The following is a 19820-nucleotide window of genomic DNA, read 5'->3' on the forward strand; positions in this document are numbered from 1 at the left end:
AATTTCGCAGATTTTAGCTAAAATCGAATAAAAACGCTATAAAGGCTCGCCTTGAAATTTAAACACGCCATCGTTATCACGGGCAGCATCGGCAGCGGCAAGAGCGCGGTTTGCGAGCTGCTTGCCGGGCTCGGATTTGAGATCATCGATGCCGATAAGATTTCGCATGACATTTTGGATCGCTGCGCCGCGCAGGTAGCTGAAATTTTCGGTGCGCAATACGTCGTGCAAAAAGACGTACAGGCTAAAAATTTGAGTTCACATGCGGAATTTGACGCCAATCCTGGTGAGGAAATTTTATCCGCCCCTTGCGTTTCAGTAGATCGCAAAAAGCTAGGCGAACTGGTGTTTAAAGACCCCGCGGAGCTTGCAAAGCTTGAAGCGCTACTGCATCCAAAGATAACGGCTGAAATTTTATCGCAGGCGCAGGCTTTGGAGGCGAAAGGGAAGCTCTATTTCGTCGATATTCCGCTATTTTTCGAGGGCAATAGATATGAGTTTTTTGACAAAGTGGCGGTCGTTTATGCGCCTAAAGATACGCTGATCGCGCGCGTGATGAAACGAAACGGGCTAGATCATGTCGCCGCAAAGCACCGCGTGGAGCTACAAACGGACATAGAGCAAAAGCGCGCTATGGCGGACTTTGTGATAGATAACGGAGGCAATCTTGCCGCGCTTAAGACCGCGGTGGAGAGATTTTTAAAAGAGCTAAAAGATAAAATTTAGCCCTTTGCGCAAGAGCTCGTAAAATTTCTACGCGAATTAAGATGAATTTTAAAATAAAGGATAAAACAATGAGAATCAGCAGTCGCGCCCAAAGCGGCGCTAAATTTCAAAAATTTAAAAGCGCACCGCTTAAAGAGCGGTTGAAATTTGCGGCGCGAGCGGTTTTGCTCTCCGCGCTGTTTGCGACGGGCGCTACGGCGGAGATCGACGATCTAAGGAAGGGCTGCGCCGCGGGGAGCGAGATGGATTGTAAAAAACTAAACCGCGTGATAAATGAGCTACAGCGCAACTGCGACACCGGCGGCGAGGAAAACGCGCTGGATTGCGCAAATTTAGGCTATGCATACGACTCAAATAGAAGCTTCAGGCAGGCTGCGCGCTATTACGACAGGGCGTGCAAGCTCGGCGAGCAGAAGGGCTGCGTCTATTTAGGGATGCTCTACAACGACGGGCAGGGGGTAACGCAGGATCGCAAGAGGGCGAATGAGCTTTTCGGCGATGCTTGCAAGAAAAACAGCAGCGAGGGGTGCGCGAGCCTTGCATACAACTATAAAAAGGGGCTCGGCGTCTATCCAGACACGAAAAAGGCGATCGAGCTTTTGATTAAGGCTTGCAAGATAGGGCAGGTAGAGGCGTGCCATAACCTAGGGCTTAGTTACGTTCTCGGCGAAGGCGTGAAAAAGGACGCGGACAGGGCTAGGATATTTTTTAATAGGGCTTGCGAGCAAGGACACGCGGATTCGTGCGTAAATTTAGGCGTTACGTATTTTAAAGGCGACGGCGGGCAAAAGGATCATGCGCTTGCTGCGAAGTATTTTAGCGAGGCGTGCGAAAAAAGCGACGAACCGCTAGCCTGCTCAAATTTGGCGTATCAATACGAAAAGGGCTGGGGCGTAGCGAAAGATAAAAAGAGGGCGCGCGAGCTTTATGAAAAGGCTTGCAAGCTCGGAAGATTTGATGCTTGCGAGCATTTAAAAACTATGAGGTAAGTTCTAGCATCAAGCGTGAAATGCCTTACAATAAACCAGCTAACTAATGCGGGCGAGTTAGAAAAACATGTCTTGAAGGGTCTAAAATAAGCGGTAGGTTTAGATTTAGATAGAAGTAAAATTTTAATAAAGCGTTAGTGAGCGTTAGTAATTTTAAAAATTTGCGAGGTAGATAATGAAAATTTCAAAATATAATGCGAGCGGAAATGATTTCGTAATATTTACGGATTCAGTTAAGGCGGATAGATCCAAGCTAGCGCGCGAGCTATGTGATAGGCGCGATGGAGTAGGCGCTGACGGACTCATCGTCGTGCTGCCGAAATTTAACGGTATCGAGGGGATAAACTTTGAGTGGGAATTTTATAATAGCGACGGCAGTAGCGCCGATATGTGCGGCAACGGCTCGCGAGCGGTATGCATGTATGCGTATGAGAATTTCTTGGCCGCGCAGAGTATGAAATTCCTAAGCGGTGCAGGCGTAATTAGCGGCGAAATTTTCGGTATTTTCGGCGGAAATTTGAGCGAGAGTATGCGCGGCGAGCTACGCAATGTAAGCTTCGGCGAGATTTTCAATCTGCGTCCTAACGCTCACGCGTTAGTAGCTAACGTCGAGGTAATGTTAACTCGTCCTAAACGCCTTGGCGAGAGCTTTGAGGAGGCAGGGCTAACGTGGTATTTTTATAACACAGGAGTGCCGCACTTAGTAACTTTTGTTAGCGATTTAAATGAGTTCGACGCCGCGCTAGCCCGCGATCTGCGTGAAAAGTATAACGCTAACGTTAATTATGCGTTAGTTCAAAGCCGCCTCGCAAGTAAAATTTTAAAGGTGCGCACCTTTGAGCGTGGCGTAGAAGCCGAAACTCTCGCATGCGGTACGGGGATGGCGGCATGCTTCATCGCAGGCGTCGAAAATATGGGGCTAACTCCCGACATCCGCGTGATACCCGCAAGCGGTGAAACGCTAAATTTGCGCTTAGGGGATGGAGGCAAAATTTACTTTCGCGGCGACGTTAGGCATACTTTCGATGGCGAATTTATTGGATACGTGGAGTAGGCAGGGCGAAATTTCGAGCCAGTTTGCGCGAGAATTCGTCAAATTTTCGAGTGTAATTTATACAAAATTTCGCTTTTCACTCCGTTTTATAAAATAATAGATTTGCAATACGACATTGGAATTTTAAAATTTTATGATGATGAAATTTTGGAATTTTCGTGGATAGTTTGTGTGAGAATTTTAATTGCGAAGTAAAATTTGCCGTCTCACTGCAAAATTTAATTCCTAAATTTCGGAATTTTATGAAATAAAATTTTAAGATTTCAGCGCACGGAATTTTGCTACTAAGTTTGAAATTTTTTGATTGAATTCTGCACTTGCATTGCGCTAATTTAGGCTTCTGCGGAATTTAAGCGTTATAGCGTTATAAAATTTACGCTCTAACCCGCTCTTTTGGTTTATGATTTTTGCTGCCACCGCAAAAAATCCGCCGTGTTCGCACGAGTGAAATTCCGCCACTGATAGCAGAAAGCGCAACATCAAGCGCAAATCCTCGGCGCGGGTAAAACTGTCATTGACGATAAAGGCTGGATTTATAGATGCGGCAATTCCTGAAGCGCGGTAGAATTCGCTAATGATGATAAAAGCATAGAGTAGTTATGGCAAAATTTAAAATTTGCGCCCGCCGAATTCCGTCGCGCCGTCATTTTGTCGTTTAAATTTTAAATTCCATCCATGTCGGTTTCGCCGAAACTAGGCGTAAAGCCTAATGATTAACTCTCTGGCGAGCGCTAAAATCACGACGAAGATTGTAAATTTTAATAAAGATTTTTGTCGTATCGCGACAAGCATGACGATGCCAAATAAAACGAGCGCAATATCTAAAAATGTATCTTTCATACGCTTAATTGAAATTTAATCAAAATGCTAAGTATGATAAGAAGTATTATAAAGCGCAAGATTGAGCGCATGGAGGATAGATCGCCAAATTCTTTGTCATATTCCTTTTTTACCTCCCACTCAGCTTTCCATGCGAACATTTTTACTATAAAATCCAGCATTTTCATCTCCTTTTTTTAAGGCGAGTCGCATAAAAATGAAATTCTGTCGCTCCACGTGAAATTAAAGAATTCTATCTAATTGGCGCTTAAAATTTTTAATTTTGGGCTATTTGTCGGCGTTTTGGACGAGCGCTTTTTCGTATTTTTTGATAAAGCTTCGCCCTGACTCGCATAGGCGGTAGATGAAAATCTTCGACGCCTTGCCCGCATCAAGCCCCGTATCCTTAATGCTTTCGCGCTGCAGATAGCCCCAGTTTTTATGAATTATGTCAAGAGTCGATTTGATCGATGTGTAGTTGCGCCCACTCGCAGCTGCGAATTCGTTCACGGGCCTCATAAACTCCGCATCACTTTGCTTATTGCGACACAAAAGCCCCTCTTCGCCTTGTGATTCGACCAGTTTTAGCGTTTCATAAATGAGTTTGTCTTTTAATTTGATCATCGGCTTTCCCTTGCGTAATTGATATGGGTTTGCCAAAATTATATCATAAAATTTATATTTTTATGATATGAAATGTCAATAATTAGAAGCTAAGCACGAACTCATGAAACGGCACGACATCGCAGCGAATACCCTCAATCTCGAGCCTATCGGAGTTTGCCATAGAAACGACTTTTAAGCTCGTGATGCCGAGTCTCTTGAGCGCGCTTAAGATTTTGCGGAATTTTAAAAAGATTATGTCTGCGTCGCTGAAAGGAATGACGAGAACCCCCATTTTTAGAGCAGGCAGGTAAAAATCCAGCTCTTTTGTGTAAAAAATCGGCGTATTCAGCCCCAAAAGCTCGCAGAACAGGACGTTGGCAAATTTTTTGGGGAAATCCTTTTTGCTTGTTAAAATTTCGCGCATATTAAAATGCGAAAAATATAATTTTTTTGCGCGCGCGGGCTCGCCCGCTTTGCTTAAAAATCTGATGAAATTTTCCCGCTCAAGTTTGGCGATAGTGCCGTATACGGCGTCTTTGGAGATCTTGATGCGCGGCTTTAGCGCGGTATAAATTTTATTTACGCTAAACGCGGCGTGGACGAAGCCTAGGCACTCTTTGAGGATTAAAATCTCCGTGCGGCTAAAGTTTGCCGCAAGCAGCCTCTGCTCAAATTCTAAAATTTCGGCAGGCGCTATGAAGGGGTTTTTTGCGCCGCCGCCTTGGGCTAAAAATGCCGAAATCATCGAGTTTATCTCGTTGTGGCGCTTATCGAAGGCGATAAATTCTTCAAACGAAAGCGGCAAAAGCTCAATCCGCTCAAAGCCCGGCAGGATCAACTCTCTATCGCGAGTAGAGATGATAAAACGCTTTAAATTTAACCCCCCAGCGAAGCTTTGAAGCGATGAAATTTCAAAATCGGTGCTACTAAAATTATCTAAAAAAAGCGATGAAATTTGCTCGTTTGCCGCTAAAAATTCTTTGATCTTGCGGAAGAAATTTTCGCTCCTGTTTTTTGCGCCATCGGACTCCGCATTTTTTGCATTGTTTGAGCCATTTGCGCTTGCATTTTTTGTATCTGTATTTTTTACGGCGGCGCGGTAAAATTCGCCTGTATCCGAAATTTCCGCGTCTAACGTAGCTTCTCTGCTTATTTCATGTTCGTTTGCTTCGCTAGTCTTTGTATTGTCCGCACTATTTCTAGCCGCAAAAATTGCATTATTCGCTACAACCTCTTCAAGGCGTAGATCAGCTAAATTTAGATACAAAATTTCATCTTTTTTAAGCTCTGAAATTTCATTTTTCAGCATGGCGCTTTTGCCGGAATTTAGCACTCCGTAGATTATGGTTTTGGGCGAGCCGATATCTCTTTTGCGCGGAATAAAGCCCATAAATTCCGGCGGGTTTTCGTAAAAAAATTTCAGATCATTCATAGTCGATATTTTAAAATTTTCCTTATTAAAAGGAAATAAATTCTGAAAAATCCTATAAAATTTTTATATCTATTTTAAATTTATCTAAAAATTTTTGTATTGAAAATTTCCAGCACCCTAAAAATTTTCGAAATTCTATATATTTTTCCTTATTAAAAGGAAATATTTCCATAAAATTTGGCTATTTTCTTGACAAAGCCGGAGTGCTTTTATATAATGTGCGTCTTTTGTTTGAAACAAAGGGTCGCGCGTTGCGACAAGTTCTTTATTAAGGAAAAGTGATGCAAAAAATTAGGTTAAAACTCAAGGCTTATGACCATCGAGTTTTAGATCGCACAGTTTCGGCTATCGTTGAAGCCGTAAAAAGAACAGGTGCGGACGTCAGAGGTCCCGTGCCGATGCCTACGAAGATTAAACGCTACACCGTTTTAAGATCTCCGCACGTAAATAAAGACTCCAGAGAGCAGTTTGAGATGAAAATTCACGCTCGTATGCTAGACATCGTAGCGGCTACGCCAGATACGGTTGATTCGCTAACTAAGCTTGATTTGGCTCCGGAAGTCAATGTCGAAGTTCACGCGATGGGCAAATAAGGGGTAAAACAATGGAATATATTGTAGAAAAAATAGGTATGAGTAGGACGATCGACACGAGCAGCACGCCCGTGACGCTTTTACGACTTATCAATACCAAAATTTGCGAAGTTTGCGATGAGAAAAAAGCTATCGTAGCCTACGCAGACGGCAAGGCATATAACAAAGCTATAGTCGGCATTCAAAAGAAATATAGCCTAAGCAAGGAATTTAATAAATTTGCGACTCTAAGCTTAGAAAATGCCGAGCTTGGCGATCAAAATTTAGATGTTTTGAGCGAAGCCAAGATCGTCAAAGTAAGCTTTAAATCCAAGGGTAAAGGTTATCAGGGTGTCATTAAGCGCCATGGCTTTGCGGGCGGTCCTGCAGCGCACGGCAGCCGCTTTCACCGAAGACCGGGCTCGATCGGCAACTGCGAGTGGCCCGGTCGCGTTCAGCCTGGTATGAGGATGGCGGGACACACTGGAAACGAAACGATCACTGCCAAAAACGAAGTCGTAAGCTTTGATGCCGAGAATAAAATTTTGGTGCTTAAAGGCTCGGTTCCTGGATTTAACGGCGCAATGGGCAGAATAAGGATAGTAAAATGAGTAAAGTAAGCGTGCTTAACGAAAAACTGGAAAAAGCAAGCGAAATTGAAATCCCTGCGAAATTTTCGGAAGTCAATTCGCACAATCTATATTTGTACGTCAAATCTTACCTTGCTTCGCTTCGTGCAAATACGGCTAACGCTAAAACTCGCGCGGAAGTTAGCGGCGGCGGCAAAAAACCATGGCGACAAAAGGGTCGCGGCGGCGCTAGAGCGGGCTCAACGAGAACCAATGTCTGGATAGGTGGCGCGGTCGCATTCGGTCCGACTAACGAGCGAAATTACGAGCAGAAGGTCAATAAAAAGCAAAAACGCCTTGCGCTGGAATTCGCTATCAATGAGAAAGCAAACGAGGGTAAAATTTTTATCTTCGACGATTTGGAGCTAAAAAGCGGTAAAACCAAAGATGCGGCAAATTTTATTAAGAAACTGGGCGTTAGAGATGCGCTAATCGTTAAAAACGAGCTGGACGCGCAAACTCTTTTGGCCTATAGAAATCTAAAAAATTGCTATGTCATCGATGCAAGCGAGGTCAATGCTTACCTAATCGCAGTTTACGGCTCGGTCGTATTCGAAAAAGCGGCATTTGAATCAATAGTGAAAGAGGACTAAAATGGCAGATATAACAGATATCAAAACGATCCTTTATACGGAAAAGTCTCTCGGTCTTCAAGAAAACGGCGTGGTCGTTATCCAAACTAGCCCGTCGGTTACGAAAAACGGACTAAAAAGCGTTTTGAAGAACTATTTCGGGATCACTCCGCTAAAGATAAATTCTTTAAGACAGGACGGCAAATTAAAAAGATTTAAAGGCAGAACTGGCGTTAGAAATGATGTGAAGAAATTCTACGTCAAACTACCTGAGGGTGCAAGCTTAGAAAGCGTGGAGGCGTAAAATGGCGATTAAAACTTATAAACCCTATACTCCAAGTAGAAGATTTATGACCGGGCTTAGCAGCGAGGATATCACTGCAAAAGCTAGCGTTAGAGGCTTGCTCGTTAAAATTCCTGCCGCAGCCGGAAGAAACAATAATGGTCGCATTACCAGCCGCCATAAACAAGCAGGAGCTGCTAAACTTTATAGAATTATCGATTTTAAGCGAAATAAATTCGGCGTTGCTGGCAAGGTCGAGGCGATTGAATACGATCCGAATCGCAACTGCCGTATCGCATTGATCTCATACGCAGACGGCGAGAAGCGCTACATCATCAAGCCTAACGATCTTAATGTGGGCGACGTAGTAGCCGCTGCCGAGGGCGGATTAGATATTAAACCTGGCAACGCGATGAAGATGAAAAATATCCCTGTGGGAACTATCCTGCACAATATTGAGTTAAAACCTGGCAAAGGTGCTCAAATGGCACGTAGCGCAGGAGGCTATGCTCAGCTTATGGGTAAAGAGGAAAAATACGTCATTTTACGTCTGCCTAGCGGTGAGATGAGAAGAGTGCTCGCAGAGTGTATGGCCAGTATCGGCGTAGTGGGTAACGAAGAGTGGGCAAACGTCGTCATCGGTAAAGCCGGACGCAATCGTCACAGAGGTATCCGTCCTCAAACCAGAGGTTCTGCAATGAACCCGGTCGATCACCCACACGGCGGTGGCGAGGGTAAGAAAAATTCCGGCCGCCATCCGGTAACTCCGTGGGGCAAACCGACGAAGGGCTATAAAACTCGCCATAAAAAAGCGAGCGATAAGCTTATAATTTCAAGAAGGAAAGGAAAATAAAAATGGCTAGATCGCTAAAAAAAGGTCCTTTCGTAGATGATCACGTAATGAAAAAAGTCGTTGCGGCAAAGAAAGCCGGCGATAACAAACCGATCAAGACTTGGTCGAGACGAAGCACGATCGTGCCTGAGATGATCGGACTTACGTTTAACGTTCATAACGGAAAGAATTTTATCCCGGTTTACGTCACCGAGCATCATATCGGTTATAAATTAGGCGAGTTCGCTCCTACACGCACTTTCAAGGGCCACAAAGGCTCCGTGCAGAAAAAGATCGGCAAGTAAGGATAGAATATGAGTAAATCAACTATTAAATTTGTTCGCCTTTCGCCGACAAAAGCAAGACTTATTGCAAAACAAATTCAAGGCATGAATGCGGAATTTGCCCTTGCTACTTTGGAATTTACGCCTAATCGCGGCGCGAAATATATCGCTACGGCGATTTCAAGCGCGGTCGCAAACGGCGGCTTTGAGCCTGAAGAGGTCGTAGTTACGAGCTGCCGAGTGGATGCTGGCCCGGTGCTTAAGAGATTTCGTCCGCGCGCCAGAGGTACGGCTAGCCGTATCCGCAAGCCTACTTCGCACATTATCGTCGAAGTAGCAAAACCAAGTAAGAAGGAAGCGTAAATGGGACAGAAAGTAAATCCGATCGGTTTAAGATTAGGAATTAATCGAAATTGGGAGTCTAGATGGTTTCCTTCTAAAGCGACGCTCTCCGAGAGTATCGGCGAGGATTATAAGATCCGCAAATTTTTAAAAGCTAAGCTTTACTATGCGGGAATTAGCCAAATTCTTATCGAAAGAACGGCTAAGAAAATTCGCGTAACGATCGTAGCCGCAAGACCGGGCATCATCATCGGCAAAAAAGGCGGCGAGGTTGAAAATTTAAGAAGCGAAGTCGTTAAGCTAGTCAATAAAGACATAGCCATCAATATCAAAGAGGAGCGCAAAGTAGGCTCGAACGCACTTTTGGCTGCGGAAAACGTAGCCATGCAGTTGGAGCGCCGCGTTGCATTCCGCCGCGCTATGAAGAAGGTCATCCAAGGCGCTCAAAAAGCAGGTGCAAAAGGAATTAAAATTTGCGTCGCAGGTCGCTTAGGCGGTGCGGAGATGGCTAGAACCGAATGGTATTTGGAGGGGCGCGTTCCGCTTCATACTCTAAGGGCTAGGATCGATTACGGCTTTGCCGAAGCACATACAACCTACGGTAATATCGGCATTAAGGTTTGGATCTTTAAGGGTGAAATTTTACAAAAAGGCATCCAGGCTGAAAAGACCGATGATGCGCCTAAAAAAACACGCAGACCAAGAAGAGGTAAATAGTTATGTTGATGCCAAAAAGAACAAAATACCGCAAGATGATGAAAGGTCGCAATCGCGGCTATGCGACGAGAGGAAATTCCTTGACGTTCGGCGATTTCGGTATCAAAGCGGTAGAGGCGGGTAGGGTAAATTCTCGCCAGATCGAAGCGGCTCGTGTCGCTATGACGCGCTTCGTTAATCGTCAAGCTAAAATTTGGATTAAGGTATTCCCAGACAAACCGCTTACCAAAAAGCCTCTACAAACTCGTATGGGTAAAGGTAAGAGCGGCGTAGAAGAGTGGGTAATGAATATAAAACCGGGTAGGATCATTTTCGAGATGACCGGCGTTAGCGAAGAGGTTGCTAAAGAGGCGCTTATGCTTTCAATTCATAAACTACCTTTTAAAACGAAAATCGTAAGTAGGGAAAGCGAAAATGAAATATACTGATTTGAAAGATAAAGATTTAGCTGAGCTAAATTCTATGTTGAAACAAAGTAAGTTGCTTTTATTTACGGCTAGACAAAAGCTAAAAACTATGCAGCTAAGCAATCCTAACGAGATTCGCGCTATCAAAAAAGATATCGCTAGAATCAACACCGCTATTAAAGCTAAATAAGGATAGGTTATGGCATTTAAAAGAGAAATTCAAGGCGTAGTCGTAAAGAAGGCGGGCGATAAAACAGCTACCGTTTTGGTAGAGCGAAGGGTTATGCACCCTAGATATAGAAAGATCGTAAAAAGATTTAAAAAGTATCTGATCCACGATGAGAACAACGTCGTAAAGATCGGCGATACCATATCTGCGATCGAGTGCAGACCGCTAAGCGCTAGAAAATCGTTTCGCTTAAAAGCGGTTTTGAAAACAGGAGTTGAATAATGATACAGAGTTTTACCAGACTTGCGGTAGCTGATAATAGCGGCGCAAAAGAACTTATGTGTATTAAAGTTTTGGGCGGCAGCAAAAGAAGATACGCTACAATCGGCGATATTATCGTTTGCTCTGTAAAAAAAGCGCTCCCTAACGGCAAGATTAAGCGCGGTCAAGTAGTAAAAGCCGTAGTCGTTCGCACTACTAAAGAGTTGCACAGAGGCAACGGCTCGCTAATTAGATTCGACGAGAACGCAGCCGTTATTTTGGATTCAAAAAAAGAGCCGATCGGCACTCGTATTTTCGGTCCTATCGGTAGAGAGGTCAGATACAGCGGTTTTATGAAGATCGTTTCGCTGGCTCCGGAGGTTTTATAATGGCAGTAAAATTTAAGATTAAAAAGGGCGATCAAGTAAAGATCATCGCAGGTGACGATAAGGGCAAAACAGGCACAGTCAAAGCTGTGTTTCCTAAAAAAGCTCAAGTTATCGTCGAGGGTTGTAAAATGGCTAAAAAGGCTATCAAACCAACCGAGCAAAATCCGCAAGGCGGCTTTACAAGCAAAGAGATGCCTATGGATATTTCAAACGTTGCGTTGGTAGAGGGTTGATTATGAGCAGACTAAAAGATAAATACGCTAATTCTATCAGAGCTGCTTTGCAGAAAGAATTTGATATAAAAAATCCTATGCTTATCCCGGCGCTTGAAAAGATCGTTATCAGCGTAGGAACGGGCGAATCGAGCAAAGATCAAAAAGTGCTTCAAAATATGGCAGATACTATCTCGCTGATCGCAGGTCAAAAAGCGCTTATCGTCAATGCAAAAAAATCGGTTGCCGGCTTTAAAGTGCGCGAAGGTTTCCCAGTAGGCATAATGGTTACGTTACGAAAAGAGCAGATGTTTGCCTTCCTAGACAAACTGATCTCTATCGCGCTTCCTAGAGTTAAGGATTTCCGAGGACTACCTAGAACGGGCTTTGACGGACGCGGCAATTATAACTTCGGTTTGCAAGAGCAGCTGATGTTCCCTGAGGTCGAATACGATCAAATTTTAAGAACTCACGGTATGAATATAACCGTTGTAACGACTACAAATAACGATAAAGAGGCATTTAAATTGCTAGAGTTATTCGGCATGCCTTTTGCAAAAGGAAAATGATATGGCAAAAAAATCAATGGTAGCCAAGGCGAAACGCCCCGCTAAATTTAGCACTCGCGCATATACCAGATGTCAAATTTGCGGTCGTCCGCACTCTGTTTATAAGGATTTTGGAATTTGTCGCGTTTGCCTTCGCAAGATGGCAAATGAGGGCTTAATCCCGGGTCTAAAAAAAGCAAGCTGGTAAGGAGAAGAGATGATTAACGATCTTATTTCAGATGGACTAACTCGCATCAGAAATGCTGCGATGCGAAGACTAGATACGACTAAGCTTTTTCACTCAAACGTCGTTGAGGCTATGCTTAAAATTTTAGCCGAGAAGGGCTATATCGAGAGCTACAACGTAGTAGAGGAAAACAATAAAAAGATCATCAACGTAGTGCTTAAATACGACGAAAAGGGCAGGAGCGTGATAAACGAAGTTAAAAGAATTTCGACTCCGGGTCGCCGCGTATATCAAGGCAAAGACGAGATCAAGCGCTTCAAGAACGGTTACGGAACCGTCGTCGTTAGCACAAGCAAAGGCGTTATGAGCGGTATCGACGCGCACAAAGCGGGCGTCGGCGGCGAAGTGCTTTGCACGATCTGGTAAGAAGTTTCTACTTTTTATGGCATTGTGGTATCCATTCGTAAAAGTAGACATACCCTAGACAAATAAAAAGGAAAATTATGTCAAGAATTGGTAAAAAACCGATCTCTATTCCAAGCGGCTTAGAGGTCAAAATCGACGGCTCGTCGTTAAAATTTAAAAAATCAAATAACGAAAAAGAGCTTGATTTAAAAGGTCACGTCGATGTAAAAATCGAAGACGGAAAGATAGAATTCTCACCTAAGGGCGAGGATAGACAGAGCAGGGCGTATTGGGGAACATACCGCGCTTTGGCTAACAATATCGTCCTTGGTCTTACAGAGGGCTTTTCAAAGCAGCTTGAAATCAACGGCGTCGGCTACAGAGCCGCGATGAAGGGTAAGGTGCTTGAGCTAAATTTAGGTTTTTCGCATCCGATAAATTTTGAATCTCCAAAGGGAATCGAAATCTCGGTAGATAAAAACGTCGTAACCATCAAAGGCGACGATAAGCAGCAAGTAGGTCAAGTAGCAGCCGAGATCAGAGGATTCAGACCGCCTGAGCCGTATAAGGGTAAAGGCATCAAGTATCTTGAAGAGCATATCATCCGCAAAGCCGGAAAAACAGCTAAGAAATAAGGGTTGAGAAATGACACAGAACGTATTAAAAAGAAAGATCTCTTTACGAATCAAGAGAAAAAGAAGAATTCGCGCTAAAATTTCAGGCGTCGCATCTTGCCCTAGAATTTCTATTTTCAAATCCAATAGGACGGTCTACGCTCAGGCTATCGACGACGCAGCGAGCGCGACTTTGTGCGCCAGCAGCGGTAAGGTTTTAAATTTAAAGGCAAACAAAGAGGGTGCGGCTAGTCTAGCTAAAGATTTAGCTTCCAAGCTAAAGGATAAAGGCATTTCTGAAGCGCTTTTCGATCGCAATGGCTATTTGTATCATGGCGTAATCGCAAGCTTTGCCGAGTCTCTACGCCAAAACGGCATCAAACTATAACCCAAAGGAATGATTGTGGAAAAGTATAATAGAGAAGAATTCGAAGAGGTAATCGTCAATATCGGTAGGGTTACAAAGGTCGTTAAAGGCGGTAGAAGGTTTAGGTTTACGGCTCTTATCGTAGTAGGCAATAGAAACGGCCTAGTGGGCTTTGGCTTTGGTAAGTCCAAAGAGGTTCCAGATGCGATTAAAAAAGCGGTAGACGATGCGTTTAAAAATATTATCAAGGTAAATTTAAACGGCTCTACTATCACTCACGATATCGAAGTTAAATACAATGCGAGCAAAATTTTACTTAAGCCGGCGAGCGAAGGTACCGGTGTTATCGCAGGCGGCTCCGTGCGCCCGGTTTTAGAGCTTGCGGGTGTTAAAGATATCCTCACCAAATCGCTAGGTTCAAACAACTCCTCAAATGTCGTAAGAGCTACGATGAAAGCTCTTAGTATGTTAAAACACTAACAAGGATAAAAGATGGGATTAGAAAATCTTAAAAAAGCCCCAGGCTCGACTCACGCTACTAAGCGCTTAGGTCGTGGTCAAGGAAGCGGTCTAGGTAAAACTGCGGGTCGCGGCGGCAAGGGTCAGACCGCACGTACCGGCTCTCACGAAAAAAGAGGCTTCGAGGGCGGTCAGCAGCCGATTCAACGAAGGCTTCCAAAGGTAGGTTTTACTTCTAAATTTGAAAAGCCTTACGTGATCAATGTCGATAAAATCGAAGCTATCAAAGATCTTGGCGAGATCACGATCGAAAGCATCAAATCCGTTCATAAAATTTCAAATTCCGTTAAAAAGATCAAGCTGATCGGCGTAGGCGCAAAAGTACTCGCTAGCAAGATCAAAGACGAGAACGTAAAATTTAGCGGACAAAAATAATGAATAAATCGCTACGCAACAAAATTCTCATTACTTTGGGCTTTCTTTTTGCCTATAGGTTGCTAGCTTACGTGCCGGTTCCGGGAGTGGACGTTGAGGTTATAAAGCAATTTTTTCAAAACAATAGCAACAACGCTTTTGGAATGTTTAATATGTTTAGCGGTAACGCGGCGGAGCGATTCAGCGTTATCTCGCTAGGCATTATGCCTTATATTACCGCTTCGATCATTATGGAGCTGCTTGCCGCAACCTTTCCAAATTTAGGCAAACTCAAAAAAGAGCGCGACGGTATGCAGAAATATATGCAGATCATCCGATATGCTACAATCGCAATCGCTATGGTTCAATCCATCGGTGTTAGCATCGGCTTGCAGGGCATCCACGGACAGACCGGAGCGCCTGCGATAATGGCAGAGAATACCAACGAGTTTGTTTTTATCTCGTGCATTTCGATGCTGGCAGGCACCATGCTTTTGATGTGGATCGGAGAGCAGATCACGCAGCGCGGCGTCGGTAACGGCACCAGCCTTATTATCTTTGCAGGTATCGTAAGTGCCATCCCTAGAGCGATCGGAAGTACTGTAAATTTAGTAAATACCGGCGAAATGAACGTTTTAAAGCTAATCGCGATCATGCTAATTATCCTGGCTACTATCGGGGCAATTTTATATGTGGAGCTAGGCGAACGTAGAATTCCGGTATCGTTTTCGCGCAAGGTATTGATGGCGAATCAAAACAAGCGCATTATGAATTACGTGCCGATCAAGCTAAATTTAAGCGGCGTCATTCCGCCTATTTTTGCAAGCGCGATTTTGATGTTTCCGACTACAATTTTACAGGCAAGCACCAATCCGATCATCCAAAAGATCCACGATTTCCTAAGCCCTAGCAATTACTTCTTTAACTTTTTGACCTTTGTGTTGGTTATATTTTTCGCTTATTTTTATGCGTCAATTGCTTTTAATTCCAAGGACATTAGTGAAAATTTAAAGAAGCAGGGCGGATTTATCCCGGGCATTCGTCCGGGCGAGGGAACGGCGAGTTTCTTAAACGAAGTTGCTAGCCGCCTTACATTCTGGGGCTCGATCTATCTCGGGCTAGTAACCGTCATCCCGTGGCTGCTCGTTAAATTTATGGGCGTGCCGTTTTATTTCGGCGGTACCAGCGTGCTGATCGTCGTCTCCGTCGCTCTTGATACGATGAGACGCATCGAAGCGCAGATCTATATGAACAAATATCAGACCCTAAGCGCGGTCGGGCTATAAAAATGGCGATTTTGCTTAAAACAAAAAAAGATTTAGAGGGGCTTCGTGCGGCGAACAGGATCGTCGCGCAGGCCCTTGATTATGCAGCTTCATTTATAAAGCCGGGTCTTAGCCTGCTCGAAGTCGATAAGAAGATCGACGATTTTATCACCTCTAAGGGCGCGTATCCCGCTTTTAAAGGGCTATACGGCTTTCCAAACGCCGCCTGCCTCTCGCTAAACGAGGTCATCATCCACGGTATCCCAGACGAGACAATCTTACAAGAGGGCGATATCTTAGGCGTTGATCTGGGCTCGAAGCTAAACGGATATTTTGGCGACAGCGCACGCACTCTGCCCATCGGTAAAATTTCAAAAGCCGACGAGGAGCTCATCGCATGTAGCAAGGACACGCTGGAGTTCGCCATCAAAACGATCAGGGTAGGGATGCACTTTAAAGAGCTAAGCTTCGAGATCGAGAAATTTATCCGCGCGCGCGGCTTCGTGCCGCTATACGGCTTCTGCGGTCACGGCATCGGCAAACACCCGCACGAAGAGCCTGAGATCCCAAACTATCTGGAGGGCAACAATCCAAAATCGGGCCCCAAAATCAAAAACGGCATGGTTTTTTGCATCGAGCCGATGATCTGCCAAAAGGATGGTACTCCCGTCATCGCCGAGGATAAATGGAGCACGAGAAGTAAGGATGGACTTCGCACCAGCCACTACGAGCACTGCATGGCGGTTTTCGACGGTAAAGTCGAAGTCCTAAGCATCGCGTAGAATTTCGCGTAAAAACTAACGCGGCCTAGTTAAAATTTTACACTTTTATCAGTGCAAAATTTTGTTCGCGATTAGCTTTCAATAATTTTACACTGCTCGTGTCTTAGAATTTTACTTCAGCCGCTTCATGCATAAATTTTATCCGAAGGAAGCCTATCGCACTAGAAATTTTAAAATCTATCGCGACGGTTTGCGGTCTAGCCGTAAAATTTTAAGGGCTAGGTTTTAGTTTGTGCTTTCTGTTTTTAAAGCCTCGTCTTGTAGCTTCGCTCTTAGATTCGCTTTCAATTAAAATTTAGCCTTAAAATTCCGTCACCCAATTCTACCTCCCCCGTATCTTTAAAATTTAGCTGTAAAATTCGAAGCATAAAGGCGCGCAAGTAAGCAAGCTCAAAGCTTTAAGCGGCTAAGATTGCGCCTTGATTTTAAAGCGAAAACACATGTCGCGCTACGCAGAGTGTGCGCCGTCGCGTCTCTTCGTACAAGGCAGGAAATATAAAATGAGAGAAAAATTTTATGTAGCGCTAGCAAATATAAGCGGACTTATGGCACGGACGAAAGTGGGTAGGCTTATAGCGTGCTTGCTTATGAAAATTGACCGCGGCTTTTTTGTCGCGCTGCGCGAACGTCCTGTATGGAGGGTATTTTGGCTTAGCACGGCGCTATGTCTGCTCGCATGCTGGGCTAAGATACATTATCAGATTAACGGCCCCATCTTTGCCTACATCGCCGAGAGCTTTCCCGCGGTATTCATCATAAATTTACTCATCTTTCACCTCTGCTATCTGCTTAGCGGCCGATTTTTTAAGCTCGTTTCATTCGTGTTACTAGCGCTAATTGCGCTAATTGCGAGCGTGGCCTTATTTTTGATCGTAAATTTCGACTCAAGCTTCAACGTCGTGGCGATCGATGCGCTTGTGCATACCGACGCAGCCGAGACGCGCGAGTTTGTTTCGCAGTTTCTTAATCCTGCGACGATTTTATATTTAGCGGTGCTGCTTGGCTGCATCTTTGCGGCGCTAAGAGCAGGGCAGAGAAAGAGGGAGCAAACGCATAACCGCCTAAGATTGCTGCTAGCGGCGCTCTATCTTATCTATGGCGCGATCTTTTGCGCGGATATCGCCGCTAAAGCTTCCCAGGGCAAACAGGGCTATATAACCAAGCTATCGCAATACGTCCCGCTGGAGTTTGCCTTTACGATAAAAGACTATCTGAGCGATAAAAATTTCATCACCGATATGCGCGAAGTGCAGCTCGGATATGACGAGGCCAAGCGCGCGAACGAAAGCGTTTTAAAAGGCGGCGGAAATTCAGATCCGCAAGGCGCCGCCTCGGGCTCCGCGTCTGAAAATTCCGCGCCTGCATCAAACGCCCAGGCGCAAAATTCCGGCGCAAACTTAAATTCTACGTCTGCCTCGGGCGCTATGGCGCAGAGCTCCGGCGAGATTTTAAATTCCGTACCACAAAGCCACGGCGCGATTTCAAATTCCAAAACCACTGACGCTGCTACAAGCCCCGCCCCACAAAAGTCTCGCGTCAAAAATATCATCCTAATAATCGGTGAGAGCTTGCAGCGCGGGCATATGTCGCTCTACGGCTACGGCGTTAAAAATACGCCGCTTTTAGAGAAGCTCGAAGCAAGCGGCAATCTGATAAAATTTAGCGATACAATCTCACCTTACGGCACGACTAATCAGGTGCTGATGCGGCTTTTAAATTTCAGCGATTACGAAAGCGAGCGCAAAAGGGCGTGGTTTCGCAACCTTAGCATCATCGATATGTTTAAGCTAAGTGGCTACCGCACCTTTTGGATCAGCAATCAAGAAGCCTTCGGTGCACATGCGTTAAGTGCTAAAAGCGCTGCCGATCGCGCGGACGCGGAATCCTTCCTCTCAAAGAGCAATCTTTATGAAACCGTCCGCATCAAGCCTGACGGAGTGCTGCTTCCACTCATAAATCAGGCAAAAACGGAGCAGAGCGAGCGAAATTTCTACGTGATCCATCTCATCGGCAGCCATATGGATTACAGCCTGCGCTATCCCGAGGGATTTGGCAAGTTTAGCGCTGCGGATGTAAAGGCAAAACTTACTTCCAAGCAGAAAGATGTCGTCGCATATTATGATAACAGCGTGCTTTACAACGATTTTGTCATAAATGAAATTTTTAAAATTTTCTCCGGCGACGACAGCCTCATCGTCTATCTTAGCGATCACGGCGAGAATTTATACGAAAATGGACGCCTTGGGCACGGCATGGAAAGTCGCTTTACTTACGAAATCCCGCTGCTTTTTATAGCTTCGCGCGAGTTTTTGAGCGATCACGCTAAGCTATGGCAGAGGCTAGCTGCGGCGAAAGATAAACCCTTTATGAGCGATGATTTGGCACATCTGCTAGCAGATATCATCGGTGTCGCGCCACTTGAGTTTGACGAGCGCAAAAGCCCGATACGAGCGGATTTCAATGCTTCGCGCAAGCGAATTGCTAACGGAGTCGATTATGACGAGAAATTAAAAAGCGCGAAGGGATACGAGTTCGAGTAACAGATGAGTTTTGCTTTTATGCCGTTACATGCTGTATAAATGAGGGATTGGTATGCTCTGATTTTTGATCGATTCATCAAATTTAGATTAAAATTTGCACCACTCCGTATGGCTACGCTGATAGTAAGGCGTGCAACGCTTGTTAAATTTGAGATCAAATTTATGCGCTGCGGCTAGCTCTTCTTTTTTACCTCATTCATATACGAGTAAATCGTGACTTTCTGCGTCCTAAGCGCCTTTGCGACGAGCTCCACTGCGCCCTTTACCTCAAAAATCCCTTTTTGCGCGAGAAATTTTACGATGCGCTTTCGATCCTCTTTCTTCATCCGCTCTACATTCAGATCGTGCGTAGCCGATGCGATAAGGTCCTGGACGATATCAAGGATATTTTGCTGCGAATCGTTAGAGCTTTGCGTTTCTAAATTTACGCCGTCATTGAAGCTCGCCCCGTCTAATGCCGCGCTATTGCAGCTTCCGTCGATAAAATTTGCGCCTTGCGGCTGCTTGCTATCGAGCTTTGCATTCGGCAGAAGATTTTTTATTGCTCTGTATGCCGCCATGGCGCTTGAAGTATCGATATTTACGCATAGCGCGCCTACTACTTTGCCGTCTGCGCCGCGGATTAGCGAAGTTGAGGAGCGTATGAGCTTGCCGTTTTGCGCGGTGAAGTAGTAGTTTGCGGTGCAGTCGTTTTCAAAATTTTTGCTTAACAACACGTCCTTTACCAGATGATCGAAGCTTTGGCCGATCCTTCTGCCCGTTACGTCGCCGAGGACAAAAACGACGGAGTTTTGCGGCGTGCTTATATCGTGGATGACCACCTCGCAATCGCCGATCGTATTTTTAATAAGGTGCGCGGTCGGTATAAAGGTCTGCAAAAGCTGATTCAATTTGAGTTCCTTAAATTTCATATAAAAAAATCTATAAATTTAGATTAAATTTTA

The 19820-nt window shown here is 44.7% G+C and carries 28 protein-coding genes and 1 pseudogene; 26 read left to right on the forward strand and 3 right to left on the reverse strand.

Annotated features, from left to right (window positions below):
- The first annotated feature begins 51 nt into the window (after window positions 1-51).
- The 3 genes from coaE to dapF all read left to right on the forward strand — a co-directional run bounded on the left by coaE (window position 52) and on the right by dapF (window position 2769).
- On the forward strand, window positions 52-726 hold the full coding sequence (gene coaE, locus Q0101_RS01385) for a dephospho-CoA kinase (protein WP_297941598.1): 675 nt from the start codon (window positions 52-54) through the stop codon (window positions 724-726).
- Between the two features lie 68 nt (window positions 727-794).
- Complete coding sequence (locus tag Q0101_RS01390) at window positions 795-1715, forward strand: tetratricopeptide repeat protein (RefSeq protein WP_297941599.1); 921 nt, start codon at window positions 795-797, stop codon at window positions 1713-1715.
- Window positions 1716-1890: 175 nt separating this feature from the next.
- The gene (gene dapF / locus Q0101_RS01395) at window positions 1891-2769 is read left to right on the forward strand and encodes a diaminopimelate epimerase (RefSeq protein ID WP_297941600.1); all 879 of its coding nucleotides are present in this window, start codon (window positions 1891-1893) and stop codon (window positions 2767-2769) included.
- Between the two features lie 1107 nt (window positions 2770-3876).
- Here the strand turns inward: dapF and Q0101_RS01400 are convergent.
- Entirely contained in the window at window positions 3877-4212 is a 336-nt protein-coding gene (locus Q0101_RS01400; protein ID WP_297941601.1) for a hypothetical protein, read from the reverse strand.
- Between the two features lie 82 nt (window positions 4213-4294).
- The gene (locus Q0101_RS01405) at window positions 4295-5626 is read right to left on the reverse strand and encodes a hypothetical protein (protein ID WP_297941603.1); all 1332 of its coding nucleotides are present in this window, start codon (window positions 5624-5626) and stop codon (window positions 4295-4297) included.
- Between the two features lie 281 nt (window positions 5627-5907).
- On the opposite strand from Q0101_RS01405, the gene rpsJ reads away from it, so the two are divergent.
- From rpsJ to Q0101_RS01520, 23 genes and pseudogenes are all read left to right on the forward strand, one after another.
- On the forward strand, window positions 5908-6219 hold the full coding sequence (gene rpsJ / locus Q0101_RS01410; RefSeq protein WP_005869011.1) for a 30S ribosomal protein S10: 312 nt from the start codon (window positions 5908-5910) through the stop codon (window positions 6217-6219).
- 11 nt (window positions 6220-6230) lie between these two features.
- Window positions 6231-6809: a 50S ribosomal protein L3 gene (gene rplC, locus Q0101_RS01415; protein ID WP_297941604.1), complete on the forward strand. Its 579-nt coding sequence runs from the start codon at window positions 6231-6233 to the stop codon at window positions 6807-6809.
- Window positions 6806-7420 (forward strand): 50S ribosomal protein L4, encoded by a 615-nt coding sequence (gene rplD / locus Q0101_RS01420; RefSeq protein ID WP_297941606.1) that lies wholly within the window; start codon window positions 6806-6808, stop codon window positions 7418-7420. The genes rplC and rplD overlap by 4 nt, the downstream gene beginning before the upstream one ends.
- 1 nt (window position 7421) lies before the next feature.
- Entirely contained in the window at window positions 7422-7703 is a 282-nt protein-coding gene (locus Q0101_RS01425; protein WP_291938598.1) for a 50S ribosomal protein L23, read from the forward strand.
- 1 nt (window position 7704) lies between these two features.
- Window positions 7705-8535 carry a 50S ribosomal protein L2 gene (rplB, locus tag Q0101_RS01430; RefSeq protein WP_297880593.1) on the forward strand — a complete coding sequence of 277 codons (831 nt, stop codon included), beginning with the start codon at window positions 7705-7707 and terminating at the stop codon, window positions 8533-8535.
- Window positions 8536-8537: 2 nt separating this feature from the next.
- On the forward strand, window positions 8538-8819 hold the full coding sequence (gene rpsS, locus Q0101_RS01435; protein WP_005869002.1) for a 30S ribosomal protein S19: 282 nt from the start codon (window positions 8538-8540) through the stop codon (window positions 8817-8819).
- A gap of 9 nt (window positions 8820-8828) precedes the next feature.
- Window positions 8829-9140 (forward strand): annotated as a pseudogene (gene rplV / locus Q0101_RS01440) (50S ribosomal protein L22); the annotation flags it as partial.
- 21 nt (window positions 9141-9161) lie between these two features.
- On the forward strand, window positions 9162-9857 hold the full coding sequence (rpsC, locus tag Q0101_RS01445; protein WP_005868997.1) for a 30S ribosomal protein S3: 696 nt from the start codon (window positions 9162-9164) through the stop codon (window positions 9855-9857).
- Between the two features lie 2 nt (window positions 9858-9859).
- A complete protein-coding gene (rplP, locus tag Q0101_RS01450; protein ID WP_005868996.1) occupies window positions 9860-10285 on the forward strand; it encodes a 50S ribosomal protein L16 in 426 nt (141 codons plus the stop codon).
- Window positions 10272-10454, forward strand: coding sequence for a 50S ribosomal protein L29 (rpmC, locus tag Q0101_RS01455; protein ID WP_005868995.1), 183 nt, complete (start codon window positions 10272-10274; stop codon window positions 10452-10454). The genes rplP and rpmC overlap by 14 nt, the downstream gene beginning before the upstream one ends.
- A 9-nt stretch (window positions 10455-10463) precedes the next feature.
- Window positions 10464-10715, forward strand: a complete 252-nt coding sequence (rpsQ, locus tag Q0101_RS01460; RefSeq protein ID WP_005868994.1) for a 30S ribosomal protein S17 — start codon at window positions 10464-10466, stop codon at window positions 10713-10715.
- Window positions 10715-11083: a 50S ribosomal protein L14 gene (gene rplN / locus Q0101_RS01465; RefSeq protein WP_297941607.1), complete on the forward strand. Its 369-nt coding sequence runs from the start codon at window positions 10715-10717 to the stop codon at window positions 11081-11083. The genes rpsQ and rplN overlap by 1 nt, the downstream gene beginning before the upstream one ends.
- On the forward strand, window positions 11083-11316 hold the full coding sequence (gene rplX / locus Q0101_RS01470) for a 50S ribosomal protein L24 (RefSeq protein WP_005868992.1): 234 nt from the start codon (window positions 11083-11085) through the stop codon (window positions 11314-11316). Before rplN ends, rplX begins: the two co-directional genes overlap by 1 nt.
- Before the next feature lie 2 nt (window positions 11317-11318).
- A complete protein-coding gene (gene rplE, locus Q0101_RS01475; RefSeq protein WP_291938590.1) occupies window positions 11319-11864 on the forward strand; it encodes a 50S ribosomal protein L5 in 546 nt (181 codons plus the stop codon).
- A 1-nt stretch (window position 11865) separates the two neighbouring features.
- A complete protein-coding gene (locus Q0101_RS01480) occupies window positions 11866-12051 on the forward strand; it encodes a type Z 30S ribosomal protein S14 (protein WP_005868990.1) in 186 nt (61 codons plus the stop codon).
- Window positions 12052-12060: 9 nt separating this feature from the next.
- Entirely contained in the window at window positions 12061-12456 is a 396-nt protein-coding gene (rpsH, locus tag Q0101_RS01485; protein WP_005868989.1) for a 30S ribosomal protein S8, read from the forward strand.
- A 77-nt stretch (window positions 12457-12533) separates the two neighbouring features.
- Entirely contained in the window at window positions 12534-13070 is a 537-nt protein-coding gene (gene rplF, locus Q0101_RS01490; protein ID WP_297941608.1) for a 50S ribosomal protein L6, read from the forward strand.
- Window positions 13071-13080: 10 nt separating this feature from the next.
- A complete protein-coding gene (rplR, locus tag Q0101_RS01495; protein WP_291938586.1) occupies window positions 13081-13437 on the forward strand; it encodes a 50S ribosomal protein L18 in 357 nt (118 codons plus the stop codon).
- A gap of 15 nt (window positions 13438-13452) precedes the next feature.
- Window positions 13453-13896: a 30S ribosomal protein S5 gene (gene rpsE / locus Q0101_RS01500; RefSeq protein ID WP_005868986.1), complete on the forward strand. Its 444-nt coding sequence runs from the start codon at window positions 13453-13455 to the stop codon at window positions 13894-13896.
- Between the two features lie 12 nt (window positions 13897-13908).
- Complete coding sequence (gene rplO, locus Q0101_RS01505; protein WP_297941610.1) at window positions 13909-14310, forward strand: 50S ribosomal protein L15; 402 nt, start codon at window positions 13909-13911, stop codon at window positions 14308-14310.
- A complete protein-coding gene (secY, locus tag Q0101_RS01510) occupies window positions 14310-15575 on the forward strand; it encodes a preprotein translocase subunit SecY (RefSeq protein WP_291938577.1) in 1266 nt (421 codons plus the stop codon). The genes rplO and secY overlap by 1 nt, the downstream gene beginning before the upstream one ends.
- Window positions 15576-15577: 2 nt before the next feature.
- Window positions 15578-16336, forward strand: a complete 759-nt coding sequence (gene map / locus Q0101_RS01515; protein ID WP_297941612.1) for a type I methionyl aminopeptidase — start codon at window positions 15578-15580, stop codon at window positions 16334-16336.
- A gap of 500 nt (window positions 16337-16836) precedes the next feature.
- The gene (locus Q0101_RS01520; RefSeq protein WP_297941614.1) at window positions 16837-18876 is read left to right on the forward strand and encodes a sulfatase-like hydrolase/transferase; all 2040 of its coding nucleotides are present in this window, start codon (window positions 16837-16839) and stop codon (window positions 18874-18876) included.
- A gap of 173 nt (window positions 18877-19049) precedes the next feature.
- Here the strand turns inward: Q0101_RS01520 and Q0101_RS01525 are convergent, their stop codons facing one another.
- The gene (locus Q0101_RS01525) at window positions 19050-19766 is read right to left on the reverse strand and encodes a PAS domain-containing protein (protein WP_297941617.1); all 717 of its coding nucleotides are present in this window, start codon (window positions 19764-19766) and stop codon (window positions 19050-19052) included.
- Window positions 19767-19820: the final 54 nt, after the last annotated feature.

Origin of the sequence: uncultured Campylobacter sp., from assembly GCF_937921625.1 — a bacterium.
Taxonomy (GTDB): Bacteria; Campylobacterota; Campylobacteria; order Campylobacterales; family Campylobacteraceae; genus Campylobacter_B.